This is a genomic window from Christiangramia aquimixticola (assembly GCF_048285835.1).
GTDB classification, from domain to species: Bacteria; Bacteroidota; Bacteroidia; order Flavobacteriales; family Flavobacteriaceae; genus Christiangramia; species Christiangramia aquimixticola.
The window spans coordinates 371629-393625 of record NZ_JBLVTL010000002.1 but is presented as its reverse complement, the minus strand read 5'-3'; the positions used below and the strand labels follow the sequence as shown (position 1 = coordinate 393625).

20 protein-coding genes and 1 tRNA gene are annotated in these 21997 nt (G+C 36.4%); 14 read left to right on the top strand and 7 right to left on the bottom strand.

From position 1 onward, the window contains the following. The 3 genes from ACNKXV_RS05425 to ACNKXV_RS05415 form a co-directional block, all read left to right on the top strand. Positions 1 to 1128, top strand: a 1128-nt coding sequence (locus ACNKXV_RS05425) for a M1 family aminopeptidase (RefSeq protein WP_417906686.1), incomplete at its 5' end; no start/stop codon positions are given. Positions 1129 to 1207: 79 nt separating this feature from the next. Then, positions 1208 to 1600 (top strand): ribonuclease P protein component, encoded by a 393-nt coding sequence (gene rnpA, locus ACNKXV_RS05420; RefSeq protein WP_417906685.1) that lies wholly within the window; start codon positions 1208 to 1210, stop codon positions 1598 to 1600. Further along, positions 1581 to 3212, top strand: coding sequence for a S41 family peptidase (locus ACNKXV_RS05415; protein ID WP_417906684.1), 1632 nt, complete (start codon positions 1581 to 1583; stop codon positions 3210 to 3212). The genes rnpA and ACNKXV_RS05415 overlap by 20 nt, the downstream gene beginning before the upstream one ends. A gap of 38 nt (positions 3213 to 3250) precedes the next feature. Here the strand turns inward: ACNKXV_RS05415 and ACNKXV_RS05410 are convergent, their stop codons facing one another. From ACNKXV_RS05410 to ACNKXV_RS05400, 3 genes are all read right to left on the bottom strand, one after another. Continuing rightward, complete coding sequence (locus tag ACNKXV_RS05410; RefSeq protein ID WP_417906683.1) at positions 3251 to 3697, bottom strand: GNAT family N-acetyltransferase; 447 nt, start codon at positions 3695 to 3697, stop codon at positions 3251 to 3253. A 6-nt stretch (positions 3698 to 3703) separates the two neighbouring features. Beyond that, positions 3704 to 4144 carry a ribose 5-phosphate isomerase B gene (gene rpiB, locus ACNKXV_RS05405; protein WP_417906682.1) on the bottom strand — a complete coding sequence of 147 codons (441 nt, stop codon included), beginning with the start codon at positions 4142 to 4144 and terminating at the stop codon, positions 3704 to 3706. 514 nt (positions 4145 to 4658) lie between these two features. After that, positions 4659 to 4901 carry a DUF2007 domain-containing protein gene (locus tag ACNKXV_RS05400; protein ID WP_417906681.1) on the bottom strand — a complete coding sequence of 81 codons (243 nt, stop codon included), beginning with the start codon at positions 4899 to 4901 and terminating at the stop codon, positions 4659 to 4661. A 423-nt stretch (positions 4902 to 5324) separates the two neighbouring features. On the opposite strand from ACNKXV_RS05400, the gene rnr reads away from it, so the two are divergent. Together rnr and ACNKXV_RS05390 are read left to right on the top strand one after the other, a co-directional pair. After that, positions 5325 to 7526, top strand: coding sequence for a ribonuclease R (gene rnr, locus ACNKXV_RS05395; RefSeq protein ID WP_417906680.1), 2202 nt, complete (start codon positions 5325 to 5327; stop codon positions 7524 to 7526). A gap of 84 nt (positions 7527 to 7610) precedes the next feature. Further along, positions 7611 to 8339 (top strand): LysE family translocator, encoded by a 729-nt coding sequence (locus ACNKXV_RS05390; RefSeq protein WP_417906679.1) that lies wholly within the window; start codon positions 7611 to 7613, stop codon positions 8337 to 8339. Between the two features lie 226 nt (positions 8340 to 8565). Here ACNKXV_RS05390 and ACNKXV_RS05385 read toward each other — a convergent pair. Both ACNKXV_RS05385 and folB read right to left on the bottom strand, forming a co-directional pair. Next, positions 8566 to 8639 (bottom strand) — tRNA-Cys (locus ACNKXV_RS05385). Between the two features lie 51 nt (positions 8640 to 8690). After that, entirely contained in the window at positions 8691 to 9047 is a 357-nt protein-coding gene (folB, locus tag ACNKXV_RS05380) for a dihydroneopterin aldolase (protein WP_417906678.1), read from the bottom strand. Between the two features lie 258 nt (positions 9048 to 9305). Here folB and ACNKXV_RS05375 point away from each other — a divergent pair, with 258 nt between their 5' ends. From ACNKXV_RS05375 to ACNKXV_RS05360, 4 genes are all read left to right on the top strand, one after another. Then, a complete protein-coding gene (locus ACNKXV_RS05375; protein ID WP_417906677.1) occupies positions 9306 to 10985 on the top strand; it encodes a glutamine--tRNA ligase/YqeY domain fusion protein in 1680 nt (559 codons plus the stop codon). A gap of 125 nt (positions 10986 to 11110) precedes the next feature. Beyond that, a complete protein-coding gene (locus ACNKXV_RS05370) occupies positions 11111 to 11485 on the top strand; it encodes a YtxH domain-containing protein (protein WP_417906676.1) in 375 nt (124 codons plus the stop codon). An 8-nt stretch (positions 11486 to 11493) separates the two neighbouring features. Beyond that, positions 11494 to 11853 carry a phage holin family protein gene (locus ACNKXV_RS05365; RefSeq protein ID WP_417906675.1) on the top strand — a complete coding sequence of 120 codons (360 nt, stop codon included), beginning with the start codon at positions 11494 to 11496 and terminating at the stop codon, positions 11851 to 11853. Beyond that, positions 11854 to 12075 (top strand): DUF6327 family protein, encoded by a 222-nt coding sequence (locus tag ACNKXV_RS05360; protein ID WP_417906674.1) that lies wholly within the window; start codon positions 11854 to 11856, stop codon positions 12073 to 12075. It abuts the gene before it with no gap. Positions 12076 to 12125: 50 nt separating this feature from the next. On the opposite strand, the gene ACNKXV_RS05355 is transcribed toward ACNKXV_RS05360, so the two are convergent. Next, positions 12126 to 13082, bottom strand: a complete 957-nt coding sequence (locus tag ACNKXV_RS05355) for an SPFH domain-containing protein (protein ID WP_417906673.1) — start codon at positions 13080 to 13082, stop codon at positions 12126 to 12128. A gap of 114 nt (positions 13083 to 13196) precedes the next feature. Further along, positions 13197 to 14714 (bottom strand): glutamate--tRNA ligase, encoded by a 1518-nt coding sequence (gltX, locus tag ACNKXV_RS05350; RefSeq protein ID WP_417906672.1) that lies wholly within the window; start codon positions 14712 to 14714, stop codon positions 13197 to 13199. Between the two features lie 116 nt (positions 14715 to 14830). Between gltX and ACNKXV_RS05345 the strand changes: the two genes are divergently transcribed. From ACNKXV_RS05345 to ACNKXV_RS05325, 5 genes are all read left to right on the top strand, one after another. Continuing rightward, on the top strand, positions 14831 to 18073 hold the full coding sequence (locus ACNKXV_RS05345; RefSeq protein WP_417906671.1) for a coiled-coil domain-containing protein: 3243 nt from the start codon (positions 14831 to 14833) through the stop codon (positions 18071 to 18073). Further along, a complete protein-coding gene (ybeY, locus tag ACNKXV_RS05340) occupies positions 18054 to 18488 on the top strand; it encodes an rRNA maturation RNase YbeY (protein WP_417906670.1) in 435 nt (144 codons plus the stop codon). Before ACNKXV_RS05345 ends, ybeY begins: the two co-directional genes overlap by 20 nt. Before the next feature lie 14 nt (positions 18489 to 18502). Further along, on the top strand, positions 18503 to 20374 hold the full coding sequence (gene mnmG / locus ACNKXV_RS05335) for a tRNA uridine-5-carboxymethylaminomethyl(34) synthesis enzyme MnmG (protein WP_417906669.1): 1872 nt from the start codon (positions 18503 to 18505) through the stop codon (positions 20372 to 20374). A 36-nt stretch (positions 20375 to 20410) separates the two neighbouring features. Further along, positions 20411 to 21274 (top strand): class I SAM-dependent methyltransferase, encoded by an 864-nt coding sequence (locus tag ACNKXV_RS05330; protein ID WP_417906668.1) that lies wholly within the window; start codon positions 20411 to 20413, stop codon positions 21272 to 21274. Positions 21275 to 21490: 216 nt separating this feature from the next. Then, positions 21491 to 21997: OmpH/Skp family outer membrane protein (locus ACNKXV_RS05325; protein WP_417906667.1), on the top strand; the 507-nt coding region annotated here is incomplete at its 3' end.

Below are 21997 nucleotides of genomic sequence, written 5' to 3'. Positions count from 1 at the left end.
GATAAATTAACCTGGCATTTTGTAGCACCAAAAGTGCATGATTTTACCTGGGCGGCAGATCCTGAATATATTCACGACAAGCTGGTTGCTGAAGATGGAACTGTACTGCACTTTTTATACAAAGACAAAAAAGAGATCAAAGAAAACTGGAAAAATCTTCAGCCAAAAACTGCTGAATTATTGAAGTATTTCAACGAACATATTGGACCATATCCATGGGATCAATACTCTGTAGTGCAGGGTGGAGATGGTGGAATGGAGTATGCAATGCTTACTTTGATCACCGGGGAACGTTCTTTTAGAAGCCTTGTTGGTGTGACCGCTCATGAAATGGCACATGCCTGGTTCCAGCATTTATTAGCCACCAACGAAGGGAAGCATGAATGGATGGACGAAGGATTTACTTCTTACATCTCTACAAAGGCTGAAAATGTGATCTTCGGGGAAAACAAGGAAAATCCTCACGCAGGATCTTACCGAGGCTACATGTATCTTGCTAATTCAGGAAAAGAGCAGCCACAAACTACTCACGCCGATAGATATGATATGAATGCACTTTATGGAGCTTCAGCTTATTCTAAAGGTGCTGTATTTCTTGCTCAATTAGGATACATCATAGGAGAAGAAAATCTGGCTAAAACCCTGAATAGATACTATGATGAGTGGAAATTCAAACATCCAACTCCAAACGATTTTATTAGAGTTGCTGAAAAGGTTTCCGGAGCAGAGCTGGACTGGTACTTAATGGACTGGACTCAAACCACCAATAAAATTGATTATGCGGTAGATTCAGTAGAAAAAACTGAGGGAGATACTAAGGTAAAACTTAGAAGAATTGGACCAATGCCTATACCTATGGATGTTAAGGTAACTTATGCCGATGGGTCTGAGGAGTTATATTACATCCCGTTAGAAATGATGCGTTGGGAAAAACCTGCAGAAAAAGATGGAAAAAGAACTGTTGAAAAAGACTGGGCATGGGGATTCCCTACCTACGAATTCAGCATTCCTGCATCAAAAGGAGAAGTATCTATGGTAGAAATAGATGGTACCCACAGGCTGGCTGATGTCAACCAAAATAATAACAGCTGGAAGAAAGAAGCTAAAACTGCAGAGAAAGCAGAATAATCTTATTTTTCGGTAATAATTTTAAACCCTTTCTTAACGGAAAGGGTTTTTTATTTGAGAGTATTGTTACTTTTGAAGCATGGATCAAAGATTCGGAAAAACAGAAAAATTAAAGAGTAAAAAACTTATCGATAAGTTGTTTGCTGAAGGGAAAAGTGTGAAATCATTCCCTTTAAAATTGATCTATACTCACTATGAATCTGAAGATCTACCTGAATTAAAAACCGGAGTTTCAGTTCCTAAAAAACTAGTGAAAACTGCAGTTAAACGGAACAGAATAAAAAGACTGATGCGGGAAGTTTTCAGGAAAAATAAGTACCTTGTTACCAAAGATTTATCTTCTTCACATGCTTTTATGTTCATATATATTTCCAGAGAGGAAATTAGCTATGAAAAGCTCGAAGCGAGCATGAAAAATGTATTGGAGAAATTTATGCAAAAACAGCAAGGTCATGAAAAAGCGCATCAATAAATTCCTGATCCTCCCCATTGTTCTAACCGGAATATTTTTTGGAACCGTAAGTTTCAAATCAGATTTTTTCGAAATCGCCAAACAAATAGAGATCTTCACAACTCTGTTCAAGGAGATCAACATGAATTATGTTGATGAAACCAACCCGGCTGCATTGATGGATACCGCCATCAAATCCATGCTTGAGGATCTTGATCCCTATACCAATTACTGGAACGAACAGGATGTGGAAGCTGCAAGAATCAACAGTGCAGGAGAATATACAGGGATTGGTGCACTTGTAAAAACGGGACCGGCAGCCATTACTATTGTTGAAGCTTATAAGGATTATCCTGCCGATAAAGCCGGTTTAAAGGCCGGAGATCAAATTATTAAGATTGGAAACATCAAAGTAGCCGATTTCAAAGAAGATGCAGGAGAGCTTTTAAATGGTGCTCCAGATACAAATATCCAGATCACCTATATAAGACAGGGCAAAACCCAGACTACTTCTTTAAGCCGCAGCTCAGTCGAATTAAATGCCGTGCCCTTTTATAAGTTACTGGACGATAAGTCCGGATATATAGTTTTATCCAGATTTAATTCAAAAGCTTCGGCAGAAGTTGCCAGAGCATTAAAAGATTTGAAGGCTAAGGGAGCTGAGAAGATCATTCTTGATCTAAGAGGTAATCCCGGCGGATTGCTGAATGAAGCTATTAATGTTAGTAACATTTTTGTGCCGGAAGGTGAATTGATCGTAACCACAAAGTCTGTTATCGAAAAATATAACCGGGAATATTTTACCAAAAGGGAACCAATAGATACTAAAATTCCACTGGTAGTTCTGGTTAATGGACGTAGTGCTTCTGCCAGCGAGATCGTAGCCGGAGCCATTCAGGATCTTGACAGAGGTGTAATTGTGGGCGCCAGAAGTTTTGGGAAAGGTCTGGTACAAAGGCCAAGAGAATTAGCTTATGGCACTCAGTTAAAAGTTACTATTTCACGGTATTATACTCCAAGCGGCAGATGTATTCAAGCCCTGGATTACAGGCAAAGAGATGAAAATGGTAAGGCGGTTAGAACCCGTGTGGAAGATTATAATCAGTTTAAAACCAGAAGTGGTAGAACCGTATATGATGGTGGAGGAATTTTACCTGATATAAAACTGGAAACTTCAGAATTCAGCAATATAACTCAGGCGCTGTTATCGCAGGATGCCATTTTTGATTTTGCAACAGAGTATTACTATTCCCATTCGTTGAGCGATGCGGAAAGTTTTGAATTTACAGATAAGGATTACGAAACATTTAAAAATTTTCTAAAGACGTCCGGTTTTAATTATGTCACGACTACAGAAAAAGAATTAAATGAAATGCTTGAGAAAGCAGAGCAGGAGAACCTTGATATCGCTTCAGAACTTTCAGGAATTAGAGCCCAATTAAAGAATTTTGAGAAAAAAGAGCTGGAACAAAAGAAACCTGAGATCGCTAGTTTATTAACAGATGAAATTATCAAGCGTTACTTTTATAAAGAAGGCTTATATGAATATTATACCTTCCATAATCCTGAAATTAAAGCAGCAAAACAAATTTTGAATACACCTGCAGAATATAATAAGATTCTTAAGAGATAATCTTCCTGGAAGTTGTTAATAAAAGGAGGGCAGCCTTTTTATTCTTTAACCATACCAATATGAGGAATCCCATCTTCAAGATATCCTTCTCCCACCGTGCGATAACCATGGGATTCATAAAATTTAATAAGGTATTGTTGAGCAGATAATTTAATGTTGGTAGTATTATAATGTTGTTCAATGGCCTGTGCAGAAGCTTTCATGATGTCATGGCCATATCCAAATTTTCTTTCAGATTGTTTCACTATAACGCGACCTATTGAAGCCTGTTCAAAATAATAACCTGGTTTAAAACATCTAGTATAGGCTACAATTTTATTATTCTTCCATCCAATTACATGTAAAGCTTCAGCATCTTTTCCATCTATATCCTGATAGACACAATCCTGTTCCACTACAAAAACTTCAGAACGCAATTGTAAAATATCATAAAGTTCAGCAAGGCTTAATTCGCTGAACTTTTTTACTTCAATTTTTAAATCCATAGGTTATTAACAAGACTTGTTTGCAGGGATCTTATCTATTCTTTTTTGGTGACGTCCACCTTCAAATTCAGTATTTAAAAAAGTCTCTGTCATGTCCCAGGCCAGCTCTTCAGCGACAAATCTGGAAGGAATACTTAATATGTTAGCATTGTTATGTTCTCTGGCCAGTTTAGCCAGCTCTACATTCCAGCATAAAGCAGATCTAATCCCCTGATGTTTATTAGCGGTCATATTAGCACCATTTCCACTTCCGCAGATGATAATACCAAGATCAGCTTCTTTATTCTCTACATCGTTAGCAACAGGATGAACAAAATCAGGATAATCTACACTGTCTTCAGAGTCTGTACCATAATTGGTAACCGTATGTCCCAAAGCTTCAAGCTTTTCCTGTATCAATTGTTTATAACCTGTACCGGCGTGATCGTTTCCAATAGCAATTTTCATAGTTGTGTTGTTTGTCACAAAGTTAAAAAATCCTCCAGTTAACTATCCAAAATTCCATTGTTAATTACTTTACAGATAACGTTAGTTTTCAAGGCTTTAAAATTGACACTCAATTGTGGAAAACATCTGATGAAATAGTAAAAAAGAAATTTGTTTTTTAAGATAATTATAACAATACAGCGAGTAGGTCCAATAAATCAAATTATAACTATGGAAATTTTGAAATAGTTATGAGCACTTAAAAACAGGTTATCGACAACTGTTCATTTTAAACTTTTCAATAAATCCTGTTAAAACAATTTTAAGAAATTCTGTTAAGTAAATCTTAAAACCTTATCACTATCAATCAGTTAGCAAAATAGAGCTATGTTGACAACCTGTTAGCAAATGTTTACAACTGAAATTACAAGGATAGAGGCATAAAATTGTTCTACAAATTAACACGCCATCATATAACAACATTTAAATTTTTTAAAAAAGAAGAAATAATAAATATTATATATAATGTTTATAACTAAACGATCCTGAGATTCGAAGATTTGTCATTTAAAGAATCTATTATTTGTTTTGCTATTAATCTGTCTGATGGATGGACCATTAGTTTGATTCCGCCAAAGGCAAGAGAAGAAAAAGGGATAAGGCCAATAAGGGTTTCGTTTTGGAAATAATATCTCAGGGCTGCCTGCTCGAATTCTAATTTAAGGATTAAATATTCGTGGGTATAAGTGAAAGTTGCAAGACATACATATTCTAACATAGCCAGAGCTTAACCTAACTAAAGATACGGTTTTATTCCTGGACTACGGTAGCTATAAAATTTTCAGATTTATCCCTTTCGTGCCTATCCAAATCAGTTTTTTGATTAAGTGATTTATTAATTAAAGAGATAAAGATTATTACCCCGATGATAAATATCAGAAAGAGTAAGGCTGAATATGATGTGGATTTCCTGACTTTCATAGAAAAAAAATAAAATAAGTGGGGTCAGTTATCGGGGGATACATTAGCTAAATTAAGAAATTATTAAGAAACAATCTTAAAAAACCTAAAATTTTTTGCTATAAAAATCTGTAAATCAATAAATAATGGTTCTTAGCAGGAGATCTGCTTAACAAAACTTTAAGTTGAATTTTACAAAGTGTGATTTTATTCGTGTAATTTTATCGTATACTAAGTGATAATGAAGAAAAAGACTAAGAACAAACCCAAAATACAGGGAAATCTTTCCAGAAGTATAATAGATATACTTCGAAACAATCAAGGTAAAACATACAATTACAAACAAATAGCTGCTTCACTAGGTGTGAATGACGCCAGCAGCAGGAATCAGATCATCAAAAAACTTGCAGAACTTGCGGCTAAAAAACAAATTACCGAAGTTGAACGAGGGAAATTTATGATCGAAGGTTCTAAAGATTATTACACCGGAACACTGGATCTTACCACCAAAGGATATGGTTATGTGCTGGTTGATGAACTTGAAGATGATGTTTTTATTGCCGAAAAGGATCTAAAAGCTGCATTTGACGGGGATACTGTTGAAATCTATGTTTTTAACCATCGCAGGAAAAAACGAAGTGAAGGTGAGATTACCAAAATTATAAAACGTAAACGTACAGAATTTGTAGGTGTTCTTCAGCAGAAGAAAGATTTTGGATTCGTGGTTATCGATGATAAATCAATGTACACCGACTTTTTTGTATCGCCTTCCAAACTCAATGGTGCCAAGGATGGTGACAAAGTAGTGGTTGAATTTGAAGAATGGCCCGATAGAGCAGATTCTCCTTTCGGAACAATAAAACGTGTACTTGGAACTCCCGGTGAACATAATACCGAGATTCATTCCATACTTGCTCAATATGGACTACCGCATGATTTTCCGGAAGAAGTAGAGGAATTCGCTAATAGGATAGATACCTCTATTAATAAAGAGGAAATAAGTAAAAGAAGGGACATGAGAAATGTGCTAACTTTTACTATAGATCCTAAGGATGCGAAAGATTTTGATGATGCTTTAAGTTTTCAACAACTCGAAAATGGAAATTTTGAGATAGGAATTCATATTGCAGATGTTTCGCATTACGTAAAACCGGGAACCATCCTGGATGAAGAAGCCTATGAAAGGGCAACCTCGGTTTATCTGGTTGACAGAGTAGTGCCAATGCTTCCGGAAATTTTATCTAATAATGCCTGTTCGCTAAGACCGAATGAAGAAAAATTTACTTTTTCTGCGGTTTTTGAAATTGACAAAGACGCCAAAGTTGTGGACCAGTGGTTCGGAAGAACGGTAACTTATTCAGACGAGCGTTTTGCTTATGAAGAGGCTCAGCATATTATAGAAACCGAAAAAGGATCTATCCCGGAAGATATTTCCATTAGAGATAAATCGTATTCGGTTAAAGAGGAAATTATCACAGCTGTTCTTACTCTTAATAAACTTGCGAAAAAGATGAGATCCCGTCGTATGAGAGATGGAGCTATATCTTTTGACAAAGTTGAGGTAAAATTTAATCTTAATGAAGATAATGAGCCGGTTGGAGTTTTCTTTAAAACCGCCAAAGAGGCTAATAAATTAATTGAAGAATTCATGTTGCTTGCTAACCGTAAAGTTGCTGAATTCATTGGTAAACAGAAGCCTAAAAAGATTTTTGTTTATCGTTGCCATGATGAACCGGATGATGAAAAATTAGCTGCCCTGCAAAACATTGTTGGCAGATTTGGTCATTCTCTGAACTTAAAAGATCGTAGTTCTACCACTTCTTCACTTAACAAATTACTGGAAGATGTACAGGGGAAGAAAGAGCAAAATATGGTCGATACCCTTGCAATAAGAACTATGAGCAAAGCCTATTACGGTACCGAAAATATTGGTCACTACGGGCTTGCTTTTGATTTTTATACCCATTTTACTTCACCCATACGTAGGTATCCTGATGTGATGGTGCATAGATTATTGCAGCATTATCTCGACGGAGAAAAATCTGCCAGTGAAGAGGAATATGATGAGAAATGTCACCACAGCAGCGAAATGGAAAATCTGGCTTCTACTGCCGAAAGAGATTCCATTAAATATATGCAGGTGAAATTCATGCAGGATCATGAAAATGAAGAGTTCCTTGGAGTGATAACCGGGGTAACAGATTTCGGAATTTTTGTGGAAATCGAGGAAAATAAATGTGAAGGAATGATCCGTTTAAGAGATATGAACGACGATCATTACGAATATAATTCTGATGAATTCGCCATTGTTGGTAAGAAAACCAAACAGGTTTATACGCTTGGGGATGAGGTATATGTGAAAGTTAAGAATGCCGACCTGGTTAAAAGACACCTTGACTTTAAACTATTGGGCAGTAAAGCCCAATACGAATCGAAAAACTAAAGTTTGGGCAGGGTTAGTAGGTAATATTAACCCTGTTTAAGCTTAACGAACAAAAAGTTTACATTTGCAAAACAACCTAACTGTATGTTACAGGACGTTTTAGCTGCCCTGCCTCTTGGTATCTTTTTGGCTTTTCTATTTGGGCCGGTATTCTTCGTATTACTGGAAACTGCTGCTATAAAAGGTTTTAGAGCGGCCTTCGCTTTGGATATTGGAGTAATCTTTGCCGATATTATTTTTATCATCATTGCTTATTTTTCTACTACCAAGCTGCTGGAACGCTTAAAAGATGATCCGGCATTGTTTGTTTTTGGAGGAATGATCCTGGCGACTTATGGTTTAATGAGTTATCTCAAATCAAAAAAGACTTTACAAACCGAAGATGAGACTCCCGAAATAAGGAAACTAGCCAAAAGTGATTATTTCAGCCTGTTTGCGAAGGGTTTCCTGCTTAATTTCATAAATATTGGGGTATTGGGTTTCTGGCTTGGTGTTATCATCGTATTTGGCCCTAAATTGGAAATGGAAACCAACAGGATTGGAGTTTTCTTAAGTACGGTTCTTATAACTTATTTACTGGTTGATATTATCAAAATCTTACTTGCCAAGAAATTAAACCGAAAACTTACTCCGGGACGAATTTATATAATGAAAAAAATAATTTCAGGAGTATTGATCCTGTTTGGGGGAATCTTGATATTCCAGGGTTTCTTTCCAGATCAGGTGGAAGAGATCAAAGATCAGATTGATGAAATTACCCCTAATGAATCCGTGATAGGACAAATTGAAAAATTTGTGGAACCCGCGGATTAACTTTTTTAGGAGGATATCCTTCCTTTTATTATATCGTAATAAAGCCCTCAATCCTTGGGAGCTGTACCGCTGTACTGTTCTGAATAATATTAAATAAAAAAAGCTTCCCGTTAGGAAAGCTTTTTTTTTTGGAGGCATCGATCGTCCCGAAACTTCGGGAGCACCGCTGTACCATTCTGAATTATATTAAATAAAAAAAGCTTCCCAGTTGGAAAGCTTCTTTTTTTGGAGGCATCGAGCGGATTCGAACCGCTGTACAAGGTTTTGCAGACCTCTGCCTAGCCACTCGGCCACGATGCCCTTTTACAGGATGGCAAATGTAATAAAAATTTTAAGTTTCAAAACTAAAATTTACCTCGATTTCGTACGACTTACCGTAACCATCGCTACATTTCCTCCAATGGGCGGATTGATCTTCGAAACATCAACCTTAGCCTTCTGAACCATAATAAGTTCATTAAAGATCCGGTTAAGAATTCTTTCAGCCACAGTTTCCAGTAACTTAGACCTTACCGCCATTTCTTCCTTAACGATCTTATTTAAATGTACATAATCTATGGTATCGCTAAGATTATCTGTTTTAGCAGAATGAGAAAGATCACCGTGTATCTTTAGATCCACCCTATATTCACTACCAATTTTTCCCTCTTCTTCAAGACAGCCATGATAAGCAAATACCCTTATATTCTTTAATTTTATTTGTCCCACAGTTATTTTTTTTCAAAGATAAGGCCTTTGCTGAATTCTAAATTATTGAAAGGTATTTTCCTCCTATTATCACCAAAATCCTGGATTTATAGAGTTATATCGAGCTGTAAAATGAATTATTTAAACCTGTTGAGAAATTGAAGTAGGATAGATTCTTAAAAAGTATGAGGAGACATGATCAAATTTGGTTATTCTGTAAGCACATCATAGCACTATCGAATTAAAAATTAATAAATTTGCCACTTATTTAAAATAGTTATGGCTGAAGCAAAAAAGTCGCTCAATTTTATCGAGCAAATAATTGAAGAGGATTTAGTGAAGGACTATACGAAGGATGACCTTAAGTTCAGGTTTCCCCCTGAGCCAAACGGATATCTGCATATAGGTCATGCTTCTTCAATTTGTCTGAATTTTGGATTAGGAGAAAGATATAATGCACCTGTAAACCTTAGGTTTGACGATACAAATCCAACCAAGGAAGAACAGGAATATGTGGATGCCATTAAAGAGGATATAAAATGGCTCGGGTTTAAGTGGGCTGAAGAGTGTTATGCTTCAGATTACTTTCAGAAATTATATGACTGGGCTGTAGACATGATCAAGAATGGTGATGCATATGTCGATAGCCAGACTTCAGAAGAAATAGCAGAGCAAAAAGGTACTCCTACTCAGCCCGGAAAGGAAAGTCCGTACAGAAACAGGTCTGTAGAAGAGAATCTGGAATTGTTCGAGCAGATGAAAAATGGAGAAACTCCGGAACGTGGTCATGTACTTCGTGCTAAAATAGATATGGCTTCTCCAAACATGCTTATGAGAGATCCGGTTATGTACCGTTGTTTGCATAAAAAGCATCATAGAACCGGAGACGAGTGGAAGATATATCCAATGTATGACTGGGCTCATGGCCAGTCAGATTTTATTGAACATGTATCACATTCATTTTGTACTCTGGAATTCCTTCCACACAGGGAATTATATAACTGGTTTCTTGAAAAGGTTAGCAAACCCGGAGATTTTGAACCAAAACAGAGAGAATTTGCCCGTAGAAATTTAAGCCATACTATTGTTAGTAAAAGAAAGTTGCTTCAATTAGTGGAAAAGGGATTTGTAGATTCCTGGGACGATCCAAGAATGCCTACTATTTCAGGTTTAAGAAGAAGGGGTTATACTCCTGAATCTATCCGGAAATTTGCCGATTCTATCGGAGTTGGAAAGCGTGAAAACCTTATTGATGTGGCTCACCTTGAGTTCTGTGTACGTGAAGACCTTAATAAAAAAGCTCCACGGGTAATGGGTGTGCTTGATCCCGTGAAATTGGTGATCACTAATTATCCTGAAGGGGAAGAGGAGTGGCTGGAAGCCGAAAATAATCCTGAAGATGAAGCTGCAGGAAGCAGACAGATCCCATTTTCAAGAGAACTTTATATTGAGCGTGAAGATTTCAAAGAGAGCGCAAATAGAAAATTCTTCAGATTGACCTTAGGAAAAGAGGTTAGGCTTAAAAATGCCTATATCATCAAGGGAGAGGATGTAGTAAAAGATGCTGATGGAAATATTACCGAAATTCATGTAACCTACGATCCAAAAAGTAAAAGTGGAAGTGGAACTGAAGAATCCTTGAGAAAAGTAAAAGGAACCCTTCATTGGGTATCGGTTAAACATGCCGTAGAAGCTGAAGTTAGATTATACGACAGGTTGTTTACAGAAGAAACACCAGACGGCGTAAAGGATAAAGATTATCTGGAATTTGTGAATCCGGAATCATTAAAAGTTGTAACCGGATATCTTGAACCGGGATTGAAAGATGCCAAAATTCAGGATAAGGTTCAATTTCAAAGGATAGGATATTTTTGTGTTGATAAAGATTCAACTCTGGAGAAACTTGTTTTTAACCGAACCGTTAGTTTAAGAGATTCCTGGGCAAAAATTAGTAATTAATGCCAAAATTTAGTACTTTAAGAAGAATTTAGCATAGGATTTTTAGCATATTAACCGGTTGTTAACAAGCTAAGGACTATGCTTACTTTATCTTTGAGTAAATAATAATTAAAATTCATAAACTTATGGCAAGTACAGGAAATACACTTTTAGCATTAATTACGGGCGCAGCAATAGGCGCTGGGATTGGATTGCTATACGCACCGGAGAGTGGGGAAGAAACCCGTAAAAAGCTAAAATCAGACGCTCAATCAGCTCAGGATAGATTGAATAAAAGATATTCTGAAACTACTTCTAATCTTAGTGATAAAGCTAAGAGAGCAAGGGTTGATTTTGAGAAAAGATTAGAGGAAACTCTATCTTCTGCAAGCCATAAAGCAGATGATATCTTAAGTGCCATGGAACATAAACTTGAGGAATTAAGAAAACAAAACTCTAAATTGCAAAAAGACAAAACATCAACTTCATCTGGTAATACTCCAGATAAAGCAGTAGTATAATCTTTTGTATGGCATTTGAAAAACTATCCGAGAGCGTAGATCGCTTGAATACCAATGTTCAGTCGCTAATACACAGTAATACTGAATATTATAAATTAAAAGCCTTTAAACAAGGAATGAAAGGAGCTACTTCGCTCGTTCGTTTCTTGATTATGGGCTTTCTTTTAAGTACGGCCGGTATCATGATTTCATTTGCTTTAGCGATCGTTATTAGCGAAGCTATAGGAGTTGCCAGCTCCGGTTATTTTATCGTAGGTGGTTTTTACCTGATCGTTTTTGCCCTTATTTTCAAATTTGGAAAAGAACCAATTGAGAAACTTATTTTGAAAAAGTTCTCCAAGTTAGTTTTTAATGAAAACGAAGAATAAATGAGAATTTACTCCTCTTTTGAAGAAATAGACAAGGATCTTAAGATCCTTAAATTACAGACCGAAATAGATAAGGAAGAGATCAAACTTAGTGTGGATCAAACCAAACATCAGTTATCTTTTAAATCTTTAATAGGGAGTAGTGCGAGTGCAGTTATGCAAAAGATCCTCGCTTTAAAGGCTGTTTCTAAAATCATGGGAGTGAAAAGAACTCAGGTATAATTTTTCAAAATACAAGACATTTAAAAAGCCCCTTTATGGGGCTTTTTCTTTTACTTTTCGTTGTCCTTTTTAGCATTCTCCTCGGCTTTTTTCCGGTTCTGTTCTTTCATGGCTTCGCCAATTTGATTTGAAGCCGTAAAAGATGCAACCATATTATTCAACATTTCACTTCCTGCCTGTGGCGAATTAGGTAACAGGATCAAATTACTGTTGGTTTCCTCACCTATGGCCTGTAATGTATCATAATGTTGTGTAACCACGATCAATGCTGAAGCTTCCTGGGAATTAATCCCCACATTGTTTAAAACATCAACACTTTCTTCAAGTCCGCGAGCTATTTCCCGTCGTTGATCGGCAATTCCCTGTCCTTGCAGGCGTTTGCTTTCTGCTTCAGCTCGTGCTTTAGCTACAATTTTAATCCTGTCTGCCTCGGCATCATATTCCGCAGCTACTTTTTCTCTTTCTGCAGCGTTGATTCTGTTCATGGCTGCTTTTACCTGTACATCCGGATCAATATCTGTTACCAGGGTTTTTATAATATCATAACCGTAAGATTGCATTGCTTCATTTAATTCCCGATTAACGGCAATAGCAATGTCATCTTTACGTTCAAAAACATCATCCAGCTTCATTTTAGGTACTTCTGCGCGCACAACGTCAAATACATAAGCAGTTATCTGGTCATGAGGACTTTCAAGCTTGTAGAACGCATCATATACATTATCACGTCTCACCTGAAACTGTACCGAGATCTTTAATTTTACAAATACGTTATCCTTGGTCTTGGTTTCAACCAATACATCCAGCTGCTGAACTTTTAAATTAATTCTACCTGCAACCTGATCTATAAGCGGAATTTTTAAATGTAATCCGGAACCGCGGATACTGGTAAATTTACCAAAGCGTTCTACTACCGCAGAGGTTTGTTGTCTTACTATGAAGATTCCTGAAAAGATGATCAGGAGAAGAAAAATTCCTAGAATGGGAAAGAGAATGAAATTTGCCATAAACTTAAATTAAGATTGCCTCAATTTAAGTATAAAATAGCTAACGGCTTAAAATAAAAAATTCCGGCCTGTGAGTGATCACATGACCGGAATCTTCTTATAAATCTCAATAATCTATTTAAGAGTTTCTATAGCTTTGTCAATTCGGCTAATAGTTTCTTCCTTTCCAATAAATTCGGCAATCTTATAAAGATCGGGACCTTGTAAAGCTCCAACCAGGGCTACTCTTAAAGGCATCATTACTTTTCCGAAACCAATTTCTTTTTGCTTAATCCAGGTTTTCACCTCATTTTGAACATTTTCAGCTTCAAAATTGCTTATTCCATTGATATACTCCTTTAATTCTTCCATTAAAGCGGTGGTATCTTCTTTCCAGGCTTTCTTGGAATCCTTTGGATCATATGAAGTAGGGGAGACGAAGAAAAAATGTCCCTGATCCCAAAGATCTTCGATAAAAACAGCTCTTTCTTTTATTAAAGATACAACCTGGATTATATAATCCTTCTCTGCATCGACATTTTTCTCAGCAAGCACCTTTTCAAAACCATTTGCCAGCTCCTGGTTAGATGCTTCCTGTAAATAATGCTGTTGAAACCATTTGGTTTTTTCCGGGTCAAATTTAGCGCCGCCTTTATGAACTCTTTCCAGTTCAAAAGCTTTGGTAAGTTCATCCAGTTTAAAGAATTCCTGTTCAGTTCCCGGGTTCCAGCCCAGGAAGGCCAGCATATTCACCACTGCTCCCGGGAAGTATCCGTCCTCTTTGTATCCTGCTGAAATATCACCTGTTTTTGGATCTTTCCATTCCAATGGAAACACCGGGAATCCCATTTTTTCACCATCCCGCTTACTTAACTTTCCTTTCCCCTGTGGTTTCAGTATTAATGGCAGATGTGCAAATTCCGGAGCATTCCAGCCAAAAGCACGATATAACATGTAGTGCAGGGCAAGAGATGGTAACCATTCTTCACCACGTATCACATGAGAAATTTCCATTAAATGGTCATCTACAATATTTGCAAGATGATAAGTAGGCATACCGTCACTTTTGAAAAGAACCTTATCATCCAAAATATTGGTATCGATCTCCATATTTCCCCGGATGATATCTTTTAATTGAAGAATTTCATCTTGAGGTGATTTAAACCTTATAACATATGCTTCTCCTGCATCTAATTTTTGATCTACTTCTTCCTGAGATAGTGAAAGAGAATTTTTCAGTTTTTCGCGGTTATGCCAGTTGTAGATAAAAGTTTTTCCTTTTTCTTCATGATCCTTTCGGTGAGCATCCAGTTCATCGGCAGTATCGAAAGCATAATAGGCATTTCCTGAAGCGATCAACTGCTCAGCATATTCACGATACATCTCTTTTCTTTCGCTCTGGCGGTAAGGACCAAATCCTTTTTCTTTCCCGGGACCTTCATCAAAAGGAATCCCACACCAGTTCAAAGACTCTATTATATAATCCTCAGCACCTTCTACATATCTGTTTTGATCTGTATCTTCAATTCTTAACACAAAATCACCACCATGTTTTTTGGCAAAAAGGTAATTATATAAGGCAGTTCTTACTCCACCAATGTGCAAAGGACCGGTAGGGCTGGGAGCAAATCTTACTCTAACTTTAGAAGACATAATTCTTTAATTTTTGCTGGCAAAGATACAACCTTATTGAAGCAATCCTAAATGAAGGTTTATACACCTTTAAAACGCTTTATTTTGTTGTATTTTTAAAGATAGAATTTGTTTCCATGGAGAATTTCAGGAGGGTAAAAGAAAAGCTCACGGCCTTTATTCAAAAGTATTATATCAATTTAATACTTAAAGGAGCATTGTTGTTTTTGACCTCGGGCTTAATTTATTTTATCGCCATTGCTTTTTTAGAGCATTTTCTCTGGTTTGGAATTACCGGCAGAACCATTCTTTTCTGGGTATTTATTTCTGTTGAAATTCTTTTGCTGATTTACTTTATAGGAATCCCATTATTAAAATTATTCCGGTTATCTAAAGGTATTAGCGATTATGAGGCCTCTGTTCTAATTGGAAAGCATTTTCCTGAAGTTAGCGATAAACTTACCAATCTTTTACAGCTAAACGATAGTTCTGCAAGATCAGATCTGTTATTAGCAAGTATTGATCAGCGGTCTAAAGAGTTACATGATATCCCATTTCTCAAAGCTATAGACCTTTCCCATAACAGGTATTATTTAAGATTTGTTCTGTTTCCGGTTTTGATTATTGCCGGATTATATTTTGCCGGGAGAACAGATACTTTGACCAATAGTTTTAACAGGATAACAAATTATCAAACCGCATATTTAAAACCGGCTCCGTTCAAATTTTATATTCTTAATGATAGTTTAACCGGGAGGGAAGATCAACCTTTTGTCTTACGGGTAAATGTGAAGGGAGATTATCTCCCTGAAAATATTCAGATACATAGAGAAGGAAATTCTAATTATATGAAACAGGTTTCTCCGGAAACCTGGGAATTTGTCTATAACGAATTGCAGGATGATTTTCATTTTTCACTTTCAGCTAACGGAATAACTTCAGAAGAATATGAGTTAAAAATTATAAAAGTTCCAAAACTTATCGGTTTTGAGGTAGACCTTGATTTTCCTGATTATATTGGAAAACCTGATAAAACCGAAACTGGTACGGGAAATTTTACGATTCCGGAAGGTACCAGAGTCATCTGGAAATTTGATACGCAAAATACTAATGCAATACAATTTCAAACCAGGGATTCATCTCTGGTCGTACCTGTACATTCCAACAAGGCAATAATCGATAGGAAGGTCTTTTCTAATTTAGATTATAGTATTGGAAGCAGTAATTCAAATCTAAGTAACTATGAACCATTGGATTATAGTATCTCTGTAATAAAAGATACCGCGCCCGAAATAGAAATATATCAAAAAACAGATTCTTTAAACATTGGTTACCAGTACTTTAAAGGTGTTGTAAGGGATGATTACGGAATTAATAAAGTAGACCTGGTTTATTTCAAAGTAGATGAACCTAAAAAAAAGACATCAGTCAGGATCGCTGTTGGTAGCTCAAATTTTGCTGAATTTTTATACAGTTTCCCGGGTGATCTTGAGTTAGAACAAGGGGAGGCTTATAATTTCTTTTTCAGAGTATTTGATAATGATGCGGTAAATGGTTCCAAAACAGCCCAAAGTCAAATGTTCAGTTATCGTAAAAAAACCAGGGATGAGGTTGAAAACGAATTATTGCAGGATCAAAAGAACACTATCGAAAACTTTACAAATGACCTTGAGAAAATTGAAGAATCCCGCGAAGAATTAGAGGAGTTAAACCGAATCGAAAAGGAATCAGATAAACTGGATTATAATAAAAAAAGAAAGCTTGAAGAATTCCTGAAAAGGCAAAAAGAGCAGAATAGTTTAATGAAGAATTATTCTGAAAAGTTAAAGAAGAATTTGGAGCAGCTTCAAAAAAAGGAAAGCGATAATTCCGAAAAAGAACTAATGCGAAGACTGGAAGAGAACGAAAAAAATCTTGACGAAAATGAAGCTCTTTTAAAAGAATTGGAAAAATATTCAGAGAAAATCGAGAAGGAAGATCTGGGGAACAAACTGGAAGAATTATCCAAAAGGAATAAGAACAGTACCCGAAATCTTTCTCAGTTACTCGAACTAACCAAGAAATATTATGTAGAAGAGAAGAAACAGAAACTCGCCAGAGATCTCGAAAAGTTAGGGGAAGCACAGGAGAAATTATCAAAAGAGGAGGAGGGAAGTTTAAATAAGCAGCAAGAATTAAGTAAAAAGTTTGAGGAATTTCAGGAAGAGCTGGATCAACTGGAAAAAGAAAATAAGGAGCTTAAAGATCCGCAGGATTTAGGTCGTGAAGAAGAGATGGAAAAAAGCATTGGTGACAATCAAAAAGCTGCCGGCGAGGAACTCAAGAAAGAGCAAAGGGAATCGGCTAAAAAGAAACAGGAAGATGCTGCCAAAAAAATGAAAAAGATGAGTAATAAAATGCAACAGCTTTCCATGCAGCAAAAAGCTCAACAGCTGGAAGCAGATGTGGAAGTATTGCGGCAAATCCTGGATAATCTTATCGTTTTTTCATTTGAACAGGAAGCATTATTAAACGTCTTTAGCCAGATCAATCAAAAAAATCCAAAGTATGCCCGGAGCTTAAAGGTGCAAAGTGATCTTCGCGAGAACTTCAAACATATAGATGACAGTTTATATACACTTGCTTTAAGCAATCCCATGATTAATGAAAAAATTACTGAGAAATTGACCGATGTTGAATTTGATCTGGAAAAATCTTTGGAGAGGTTATCTGAAAATGAGATCCCACAGGGTACTTCCAGTCAGCAATATGTTGTGACGGGGGCCAATGATCTGGCAATTCTGCTTGATCTAATTCTGGGTTCTATGCAGGAACAATTGGGGAAACCGGGTAGTGGTTCCGGCGATGGTAAAAATGGATTTCAATTACAGGATATTATTCAGGGCCAGCAAAAATTAGGCGAGGAACTAAAGGAAGGTTTAAAACCTGAGAAAGGTGAACAGGGAAAAGAATCTGATGAAAACGGAGAAGGGGAAAGCGAGCGACTATTTGAGATCTATAAACAGCAACAAATGTTGCGTATGCAGCTGGAAGAATTATTAAAGGAGGAAGGAGTTTCACCTAATAATAATGCAACAAAACAAATGAAGAAGATCGAGGAGGAATTGCTTGATAAAGGAATGGATCCTCAAACTTTAAAGAGAATGCAGCAACTGCAATACGAATTGATCAAATTTGAAAAAGCTAATCAGTTACAGGGAAAGGACCAAAAAAGGAAATCTGAAACTAATGTAAATGATTATAATAGTCCGCTTAAGGAGCAGATTAACAGGGCTAAAGAATATTTTAATTCTACTGAAATATTAAACAGACAAGCCTTACCTTTGCGCCAAATTTACAGAGATAAAGTCAAAGAGTATTTTGGAAAAGGGAGAGATTAATTTTTTTAGTGAAACCGGGTTCGAATTATCTAATGAAAAAGACTACCAGAACTGGTTAACAGCCGTCATTGAGTCTGAAGAAAAATTCCAGGGAGACATTAACTATATTTTCTGTGATGATGAATATTTGCTGGATATAAATCAGCAATATCTGGATCATGATACTTATACTGATATTATTAGTTTTGACTATACAGTAGGGAATGTATTACAGGGAGATATTTATATAAGTATTGAACGTGTAAAAGAAAATGCCGGTGAGTATTCTGTAGATTTTGGTACTGAATTGAGAAGAGTAATGGCGCATGGAATTCTTCACTTTTGTGGATATAAAGATAAATCTGAAAGGGATCAGTTGGAAATGCGACGCAAGGAAGAAGAAAAAATAAAATTGTTCCACGTGGAACAATCATAAATTTTTGTTGATATATGTTCGAAAAAGAATATGATGTAATTGTTGTTGGAGCAGGGCATGCTGGTAGCGAAGCTGCTGCAGCAGCTGCCAATATGGGTAGTAAAACCCTTTTAATTACAATGAATCTTCAAAATATCGCCCAAATGAGTTGTAATCCGGCTATGGGTGGGATTGCAAAAGGACAAATAGTACGCGAGATTGATGCCTTGGGTGGATATAGTGGGATCGTAAGTGATACCAGTGCCATCCAGTTTAAAATGCTTAATAAATCCAAGGGGCCTGCTATGTGGAGTCCCAGAGTCCAGAGTGACCGGATGAGGTTTGCCGAAGACTGGAGACTGAAATTAGAACAAACGCTTAATCTTTATTTCTATCAGGAAATGGTGGCCGGATTGATTATTAAAAATGGTAAGGTAACCGGTGTAAGAACTTCACTTGGTCTGGAGATTTTTGCAAAATCTGTAGTATGTACCAATGGTACCTTCCTAAATGGTTTAATTCATATTGGAGATAAACAATTTGGTGGTGGTAGAGCAGGGGAAAGAGCGGCTACCGGAATTACCAAAGATCTTATTGAAGCCGGTTTTGAAGCCGGGAGAATGAAAACCGGAACTCCTCCAAGGGTGGATGGTCGTTCCTTGGATTATTCAAAAATGGTTGAACAACCGGGAGATGAATTTCCTGGTAAATTTTCATATTCAGATGAAACAAAACCTCTAACTAAACAGAGGTCCTGTTATATGACTTATACTTCTAACGAGGTTCACGAGATCTTAAAAGAAGGTTTCGACAGGTCTCCAATGTTTAACGGAAGAATTAAAAGTATTGGCCCTCGATATTGTCCTTCTATTGAAGATAAGATCAATCGTTTTGCAGATAAGGACAGGCATCAGCTTTTTGTTGAGCCGGAGGGATGGAATACTGTGGAAGTTTATGTAAATGGGTTTTCTACTTCTTTGCCAGAGGATGTTCAGTTTAAAGCATTACGATCTGTACAGGGATTTGAAAACGTGAAATTTTTCCGTCCTGGATATGCTATTGAATATGATTATTTTCCGCCTACGCAGTTAAAACATACTCTTGAAACTAAGTTGATCGAAGGTTTATATTTTGCCGGACAGATCAACGGAACAACCGGATATGAAGAAGCGGCTTGTCAGGGATTAATGGCAGGTATAAATGCTGCCCTACAAGTCCAGGAAAAAGAGGAATTTATTCTTAAGCGTAATGAGGCTTATATTGGAGTTCTAATAGACGATCTTATTACCAAAGGAACTGAGGAACCATACCGAATGTTTACTTCAAGAGCTGAATACCGAACTTTACTAAGACAGGACAATGCCGATTTTAGATTAACTGAAAGGTCTTATAAGCTTGGACTCGCTTCTGAAGAGAGGATGAGAAAAATGGAATCCAAAAAGGAGAAGTCTTTTAAATTCGTTCAATATTTAAAAGATCTTAGTGTTGCTCCTGAAGAAGCTAATCCGGTATTGGAAGAGCGAAAATCTTCTCCAATGAAACAAAGCGATAAGGTTTTTAAAGTGTTTTCCAGACCACAGATCACTATGGAAGATGTAAGATCTTTTAGCGGAGTGGAAGATTTTATCACAGAGAATGAACTGGATCAGGAAATGATAGAGCAAACCGAAATTCAGGTTAAGTATTCCGGTTATATCGAAAAGGAAAAGAATAATGCAGATAAGCTAAACCGACTTGAAGATATTCGTATTCCAAATAATTTTGATTATTCCAGGATCAAATCCATGTCTTACGAAGCACGGGAGAAATTGAAAAAAGTACAACCGGCAACGGTCTCTCAGGCTTCAAGAATAAGTGGGGTAAGTCCGAATGATATTTCGGTACTTTTGGTTTATATGGGAAGATAATTTTTAAATGTTCCACGTGGAACAAATATATTTTTAGTGCAGGAAACAGGTTTAAAAAATAAGATTGCTACACCAGCTCAAAAGATTTTGGAATGTAAAGATCATTTAGTGAGTGGTGAGAAATTTGAGATTCTTGATCTTAAAAATGGTATTTTAAAAACCGATCCTTTTCCTGAAGATTTAAATAAATATTACCAGAGCGAAGATTATATTTCTCACACCGATTCGTCAAAAACTTTCCAGGATAAAATATATCAAATTGTAAAAAACAAGATGCTTTCTAAAAAGGCATCCTGGATCAATACACTCTCAAAAACTGGAAAAATTCTGGATTATGGAGCCGGCACCGGAGACTTTTTAAACAGAATGAAATTTGATGGCTGGGAGGTAGAAGGAGTAGAACCAAATTATACTGCCAGAAATCTTGGAATAAAAAAAGGTCTGGAAATTTCCTCTGAATTAGAAAATATTTCAGAAACTCAATTTGATGTGATTACACTCTGGCATGTTTTAGAACATATCCCGGATTATCAAAATGTGGTTGATCTTTTAAAAGCGAAATTAAAGCCAGGAGGATTTCTGGTTATCGCAGTTCCTAACTTTAAATCCTTTGATGCTTTTTATTATAATAATAAATGGGCGGCCTGGGATGTTCCCAGACACCTCTGGCATTTTTCCCGTAAGGGTTTAAAAAATACTATTGAGGAAAATGGGTTTTCATTACTTCAGGAAAAACCTTTGATTTTTGATTCTTATTATGTGAGTCTATTAAGTGAAAAAAATAAAGGTTCCAGATTTCCTTTCCCAAAAGCGCTCCTAAGAGGTTTTATTTCCAATTTGAATGCCCGTGGCACAGGTGAATATTCTTCGCTCACCTATTTCTTCCAAAAAAACGATTAAAACCTTGTTTAAGGCCTTATTTTAATCGAACTGCCTTTTAGTGGTAAATTGATACGCTATTTATTTAAAACGCTCTTAAATCGTATTAAATAGCGTGGTTTTTTATAAGTTTATCTTATGGATACTGTTTGTTTTATCAATTTTTCTAATAAGGTCTAATCCATTAATATTTTTTCCTTGGAATAGTTTCTTACATTTGCGACTAAAATTTTAATTATGGTAAAAAAATTTATTGGCCTAGCCGCCCTTGCAATTATGTTCGTTTCATGTAATGAGCAAAAAACTGCATATGTTGATACTAAAGTATTAGTAGAGGAGTATAAAGAGATGAAAGATGTTGAAGCTGAATTTACTTCAAAATCTGAATCTGTACGTCAACAACTGGATTCTGTAGCCAGTGCTTTTCAACAGGAGGTTCAGGCTTATCAATCTCAAATGGGATCAATGAGTGAAGCTCAACGTAAGGAAAAAGAACGTGCTTTAATGCAAAAGCAACAAATGCTTCAGCAGCAACAACAAATGCAAAGCAGCCGTTTAAGAGAAGAAAGTACTGCGGTTATGGATTCATTGGTTAATAAAGTGAAAGACTACGTTAAGGATTACGGAAAAGAGAATAACTATACTTATATCTTTGGTTCAAATGAATCTGCAAACATTATGTATGCTGAAGAAGGCTTGGACATCACTCAGGATATTCTTGCAAAATTAAATGAAGGATATAGT

Bases quoted from the DNA above. Each gene is read 5' to 3' on its own strand.
- rpiB (WP_417906682.1), bottom strand. From the start codon at position 4,144: ATGAAAATTGCTATTGGAAACGATCACGCCGGTACAGGTTATAAACAA.
- ACNKXV_RS05410 (WP_417906683.1), bottom strand. From the start codon at position 3,697: ATGGATTTAAAAATTGAAGTAAAAAAGTTCAGCGAATTAAGCCTTGCT.
- ACNKXV_RS05390 (WP_417906679.1), top strand. From the start codon at position 7,611: ATGTTACAGGACGTTTTAGCTGCCCTGCCTCTTGGTATCTTTTTGGCT.
- ACNKXV_RS05360 (WP_417906674.1), top strand. From the start codon at position 11,854: ATGAGAATTTACTCCTCTTTTGAAGAAATAGACAAGGATCTTAAGATC.
- ACNKXV_RS05355 (WP_417906673.1), bottom strand. From the start codon at position 13,082: ATGGCAAATTTCATTCTCTTTCCCATTCTAGGAATTTTTCTTCTCCTG.
- ACNKXV_RS05415 (WP_417906684.1), top strand. From the start codon at position 1,581: ATGAAAAAGCGCATCAATAAATTCCTGATCCTCCCCATTGTTCTAACC.
- rnpA (WP_417906685.1), top strand. From the start codon at position 1,208: ATGGATCAAAGATTCGGAAAAACAGAAAAATTAAAGAGTAAAAAACTT.
- ACNKXV_RS05400 (WP_417906681.1), bottom strand. From the start codon at position 4,901: ATGTTAGAATATGTATGTCTTGCAACTTTCACTTATACCCACGAATAT.
- ACNKXV_RS05370 (WP_417906676.1), top strand. From the start codon at position 11,111: ATGGCAAGTACAGGAAATACACTTTTAGCATTAATTACGGGCGCAGCA.
- ACNKXV_RS05345 (WP_417906671.1), top strand. From the start codon at position 14,831: ATGGAGAATTTCAGGAGGGTAAAAGAAAAGCTCACGGCCTTTATTCAA.
- rnr (WP_417906680.1), top strand. From the start codon at position 5,325: ATGAAGAAAAAGACTAAGAACAAACCCAAAATACAGGGAAATCTTTCC.
- ACNKXV_RS05365 (WP_417906675.1), top strand. From the start codon at position 11,494: ATGGCATTTGAAAAACTATCCGAGAGCGTAGATCGCTTGAATACCAAT.
- gltX (WP_417906672.1), bottom strand. From the start codon at position 14,714: ATGTCTTCTAAAGTTAGAGTAAGATTTGCTCCCAGCCCTACCGGTCCT.
- mnmG (WP_417906669.1), top strand. From the start codon at position 18,503: ATGTTCGAAAAAGAATATGATGTAATTGTTGTTGGAGCAGGGCATGCT.
- ACNKXV_RS05375 (WP_417906677.1), top strand. From the start codon at position 9,306: ATGGCTGAAGCAAAAAAGTCGCTCAATTTTATCGAGCAAATAATTGAA.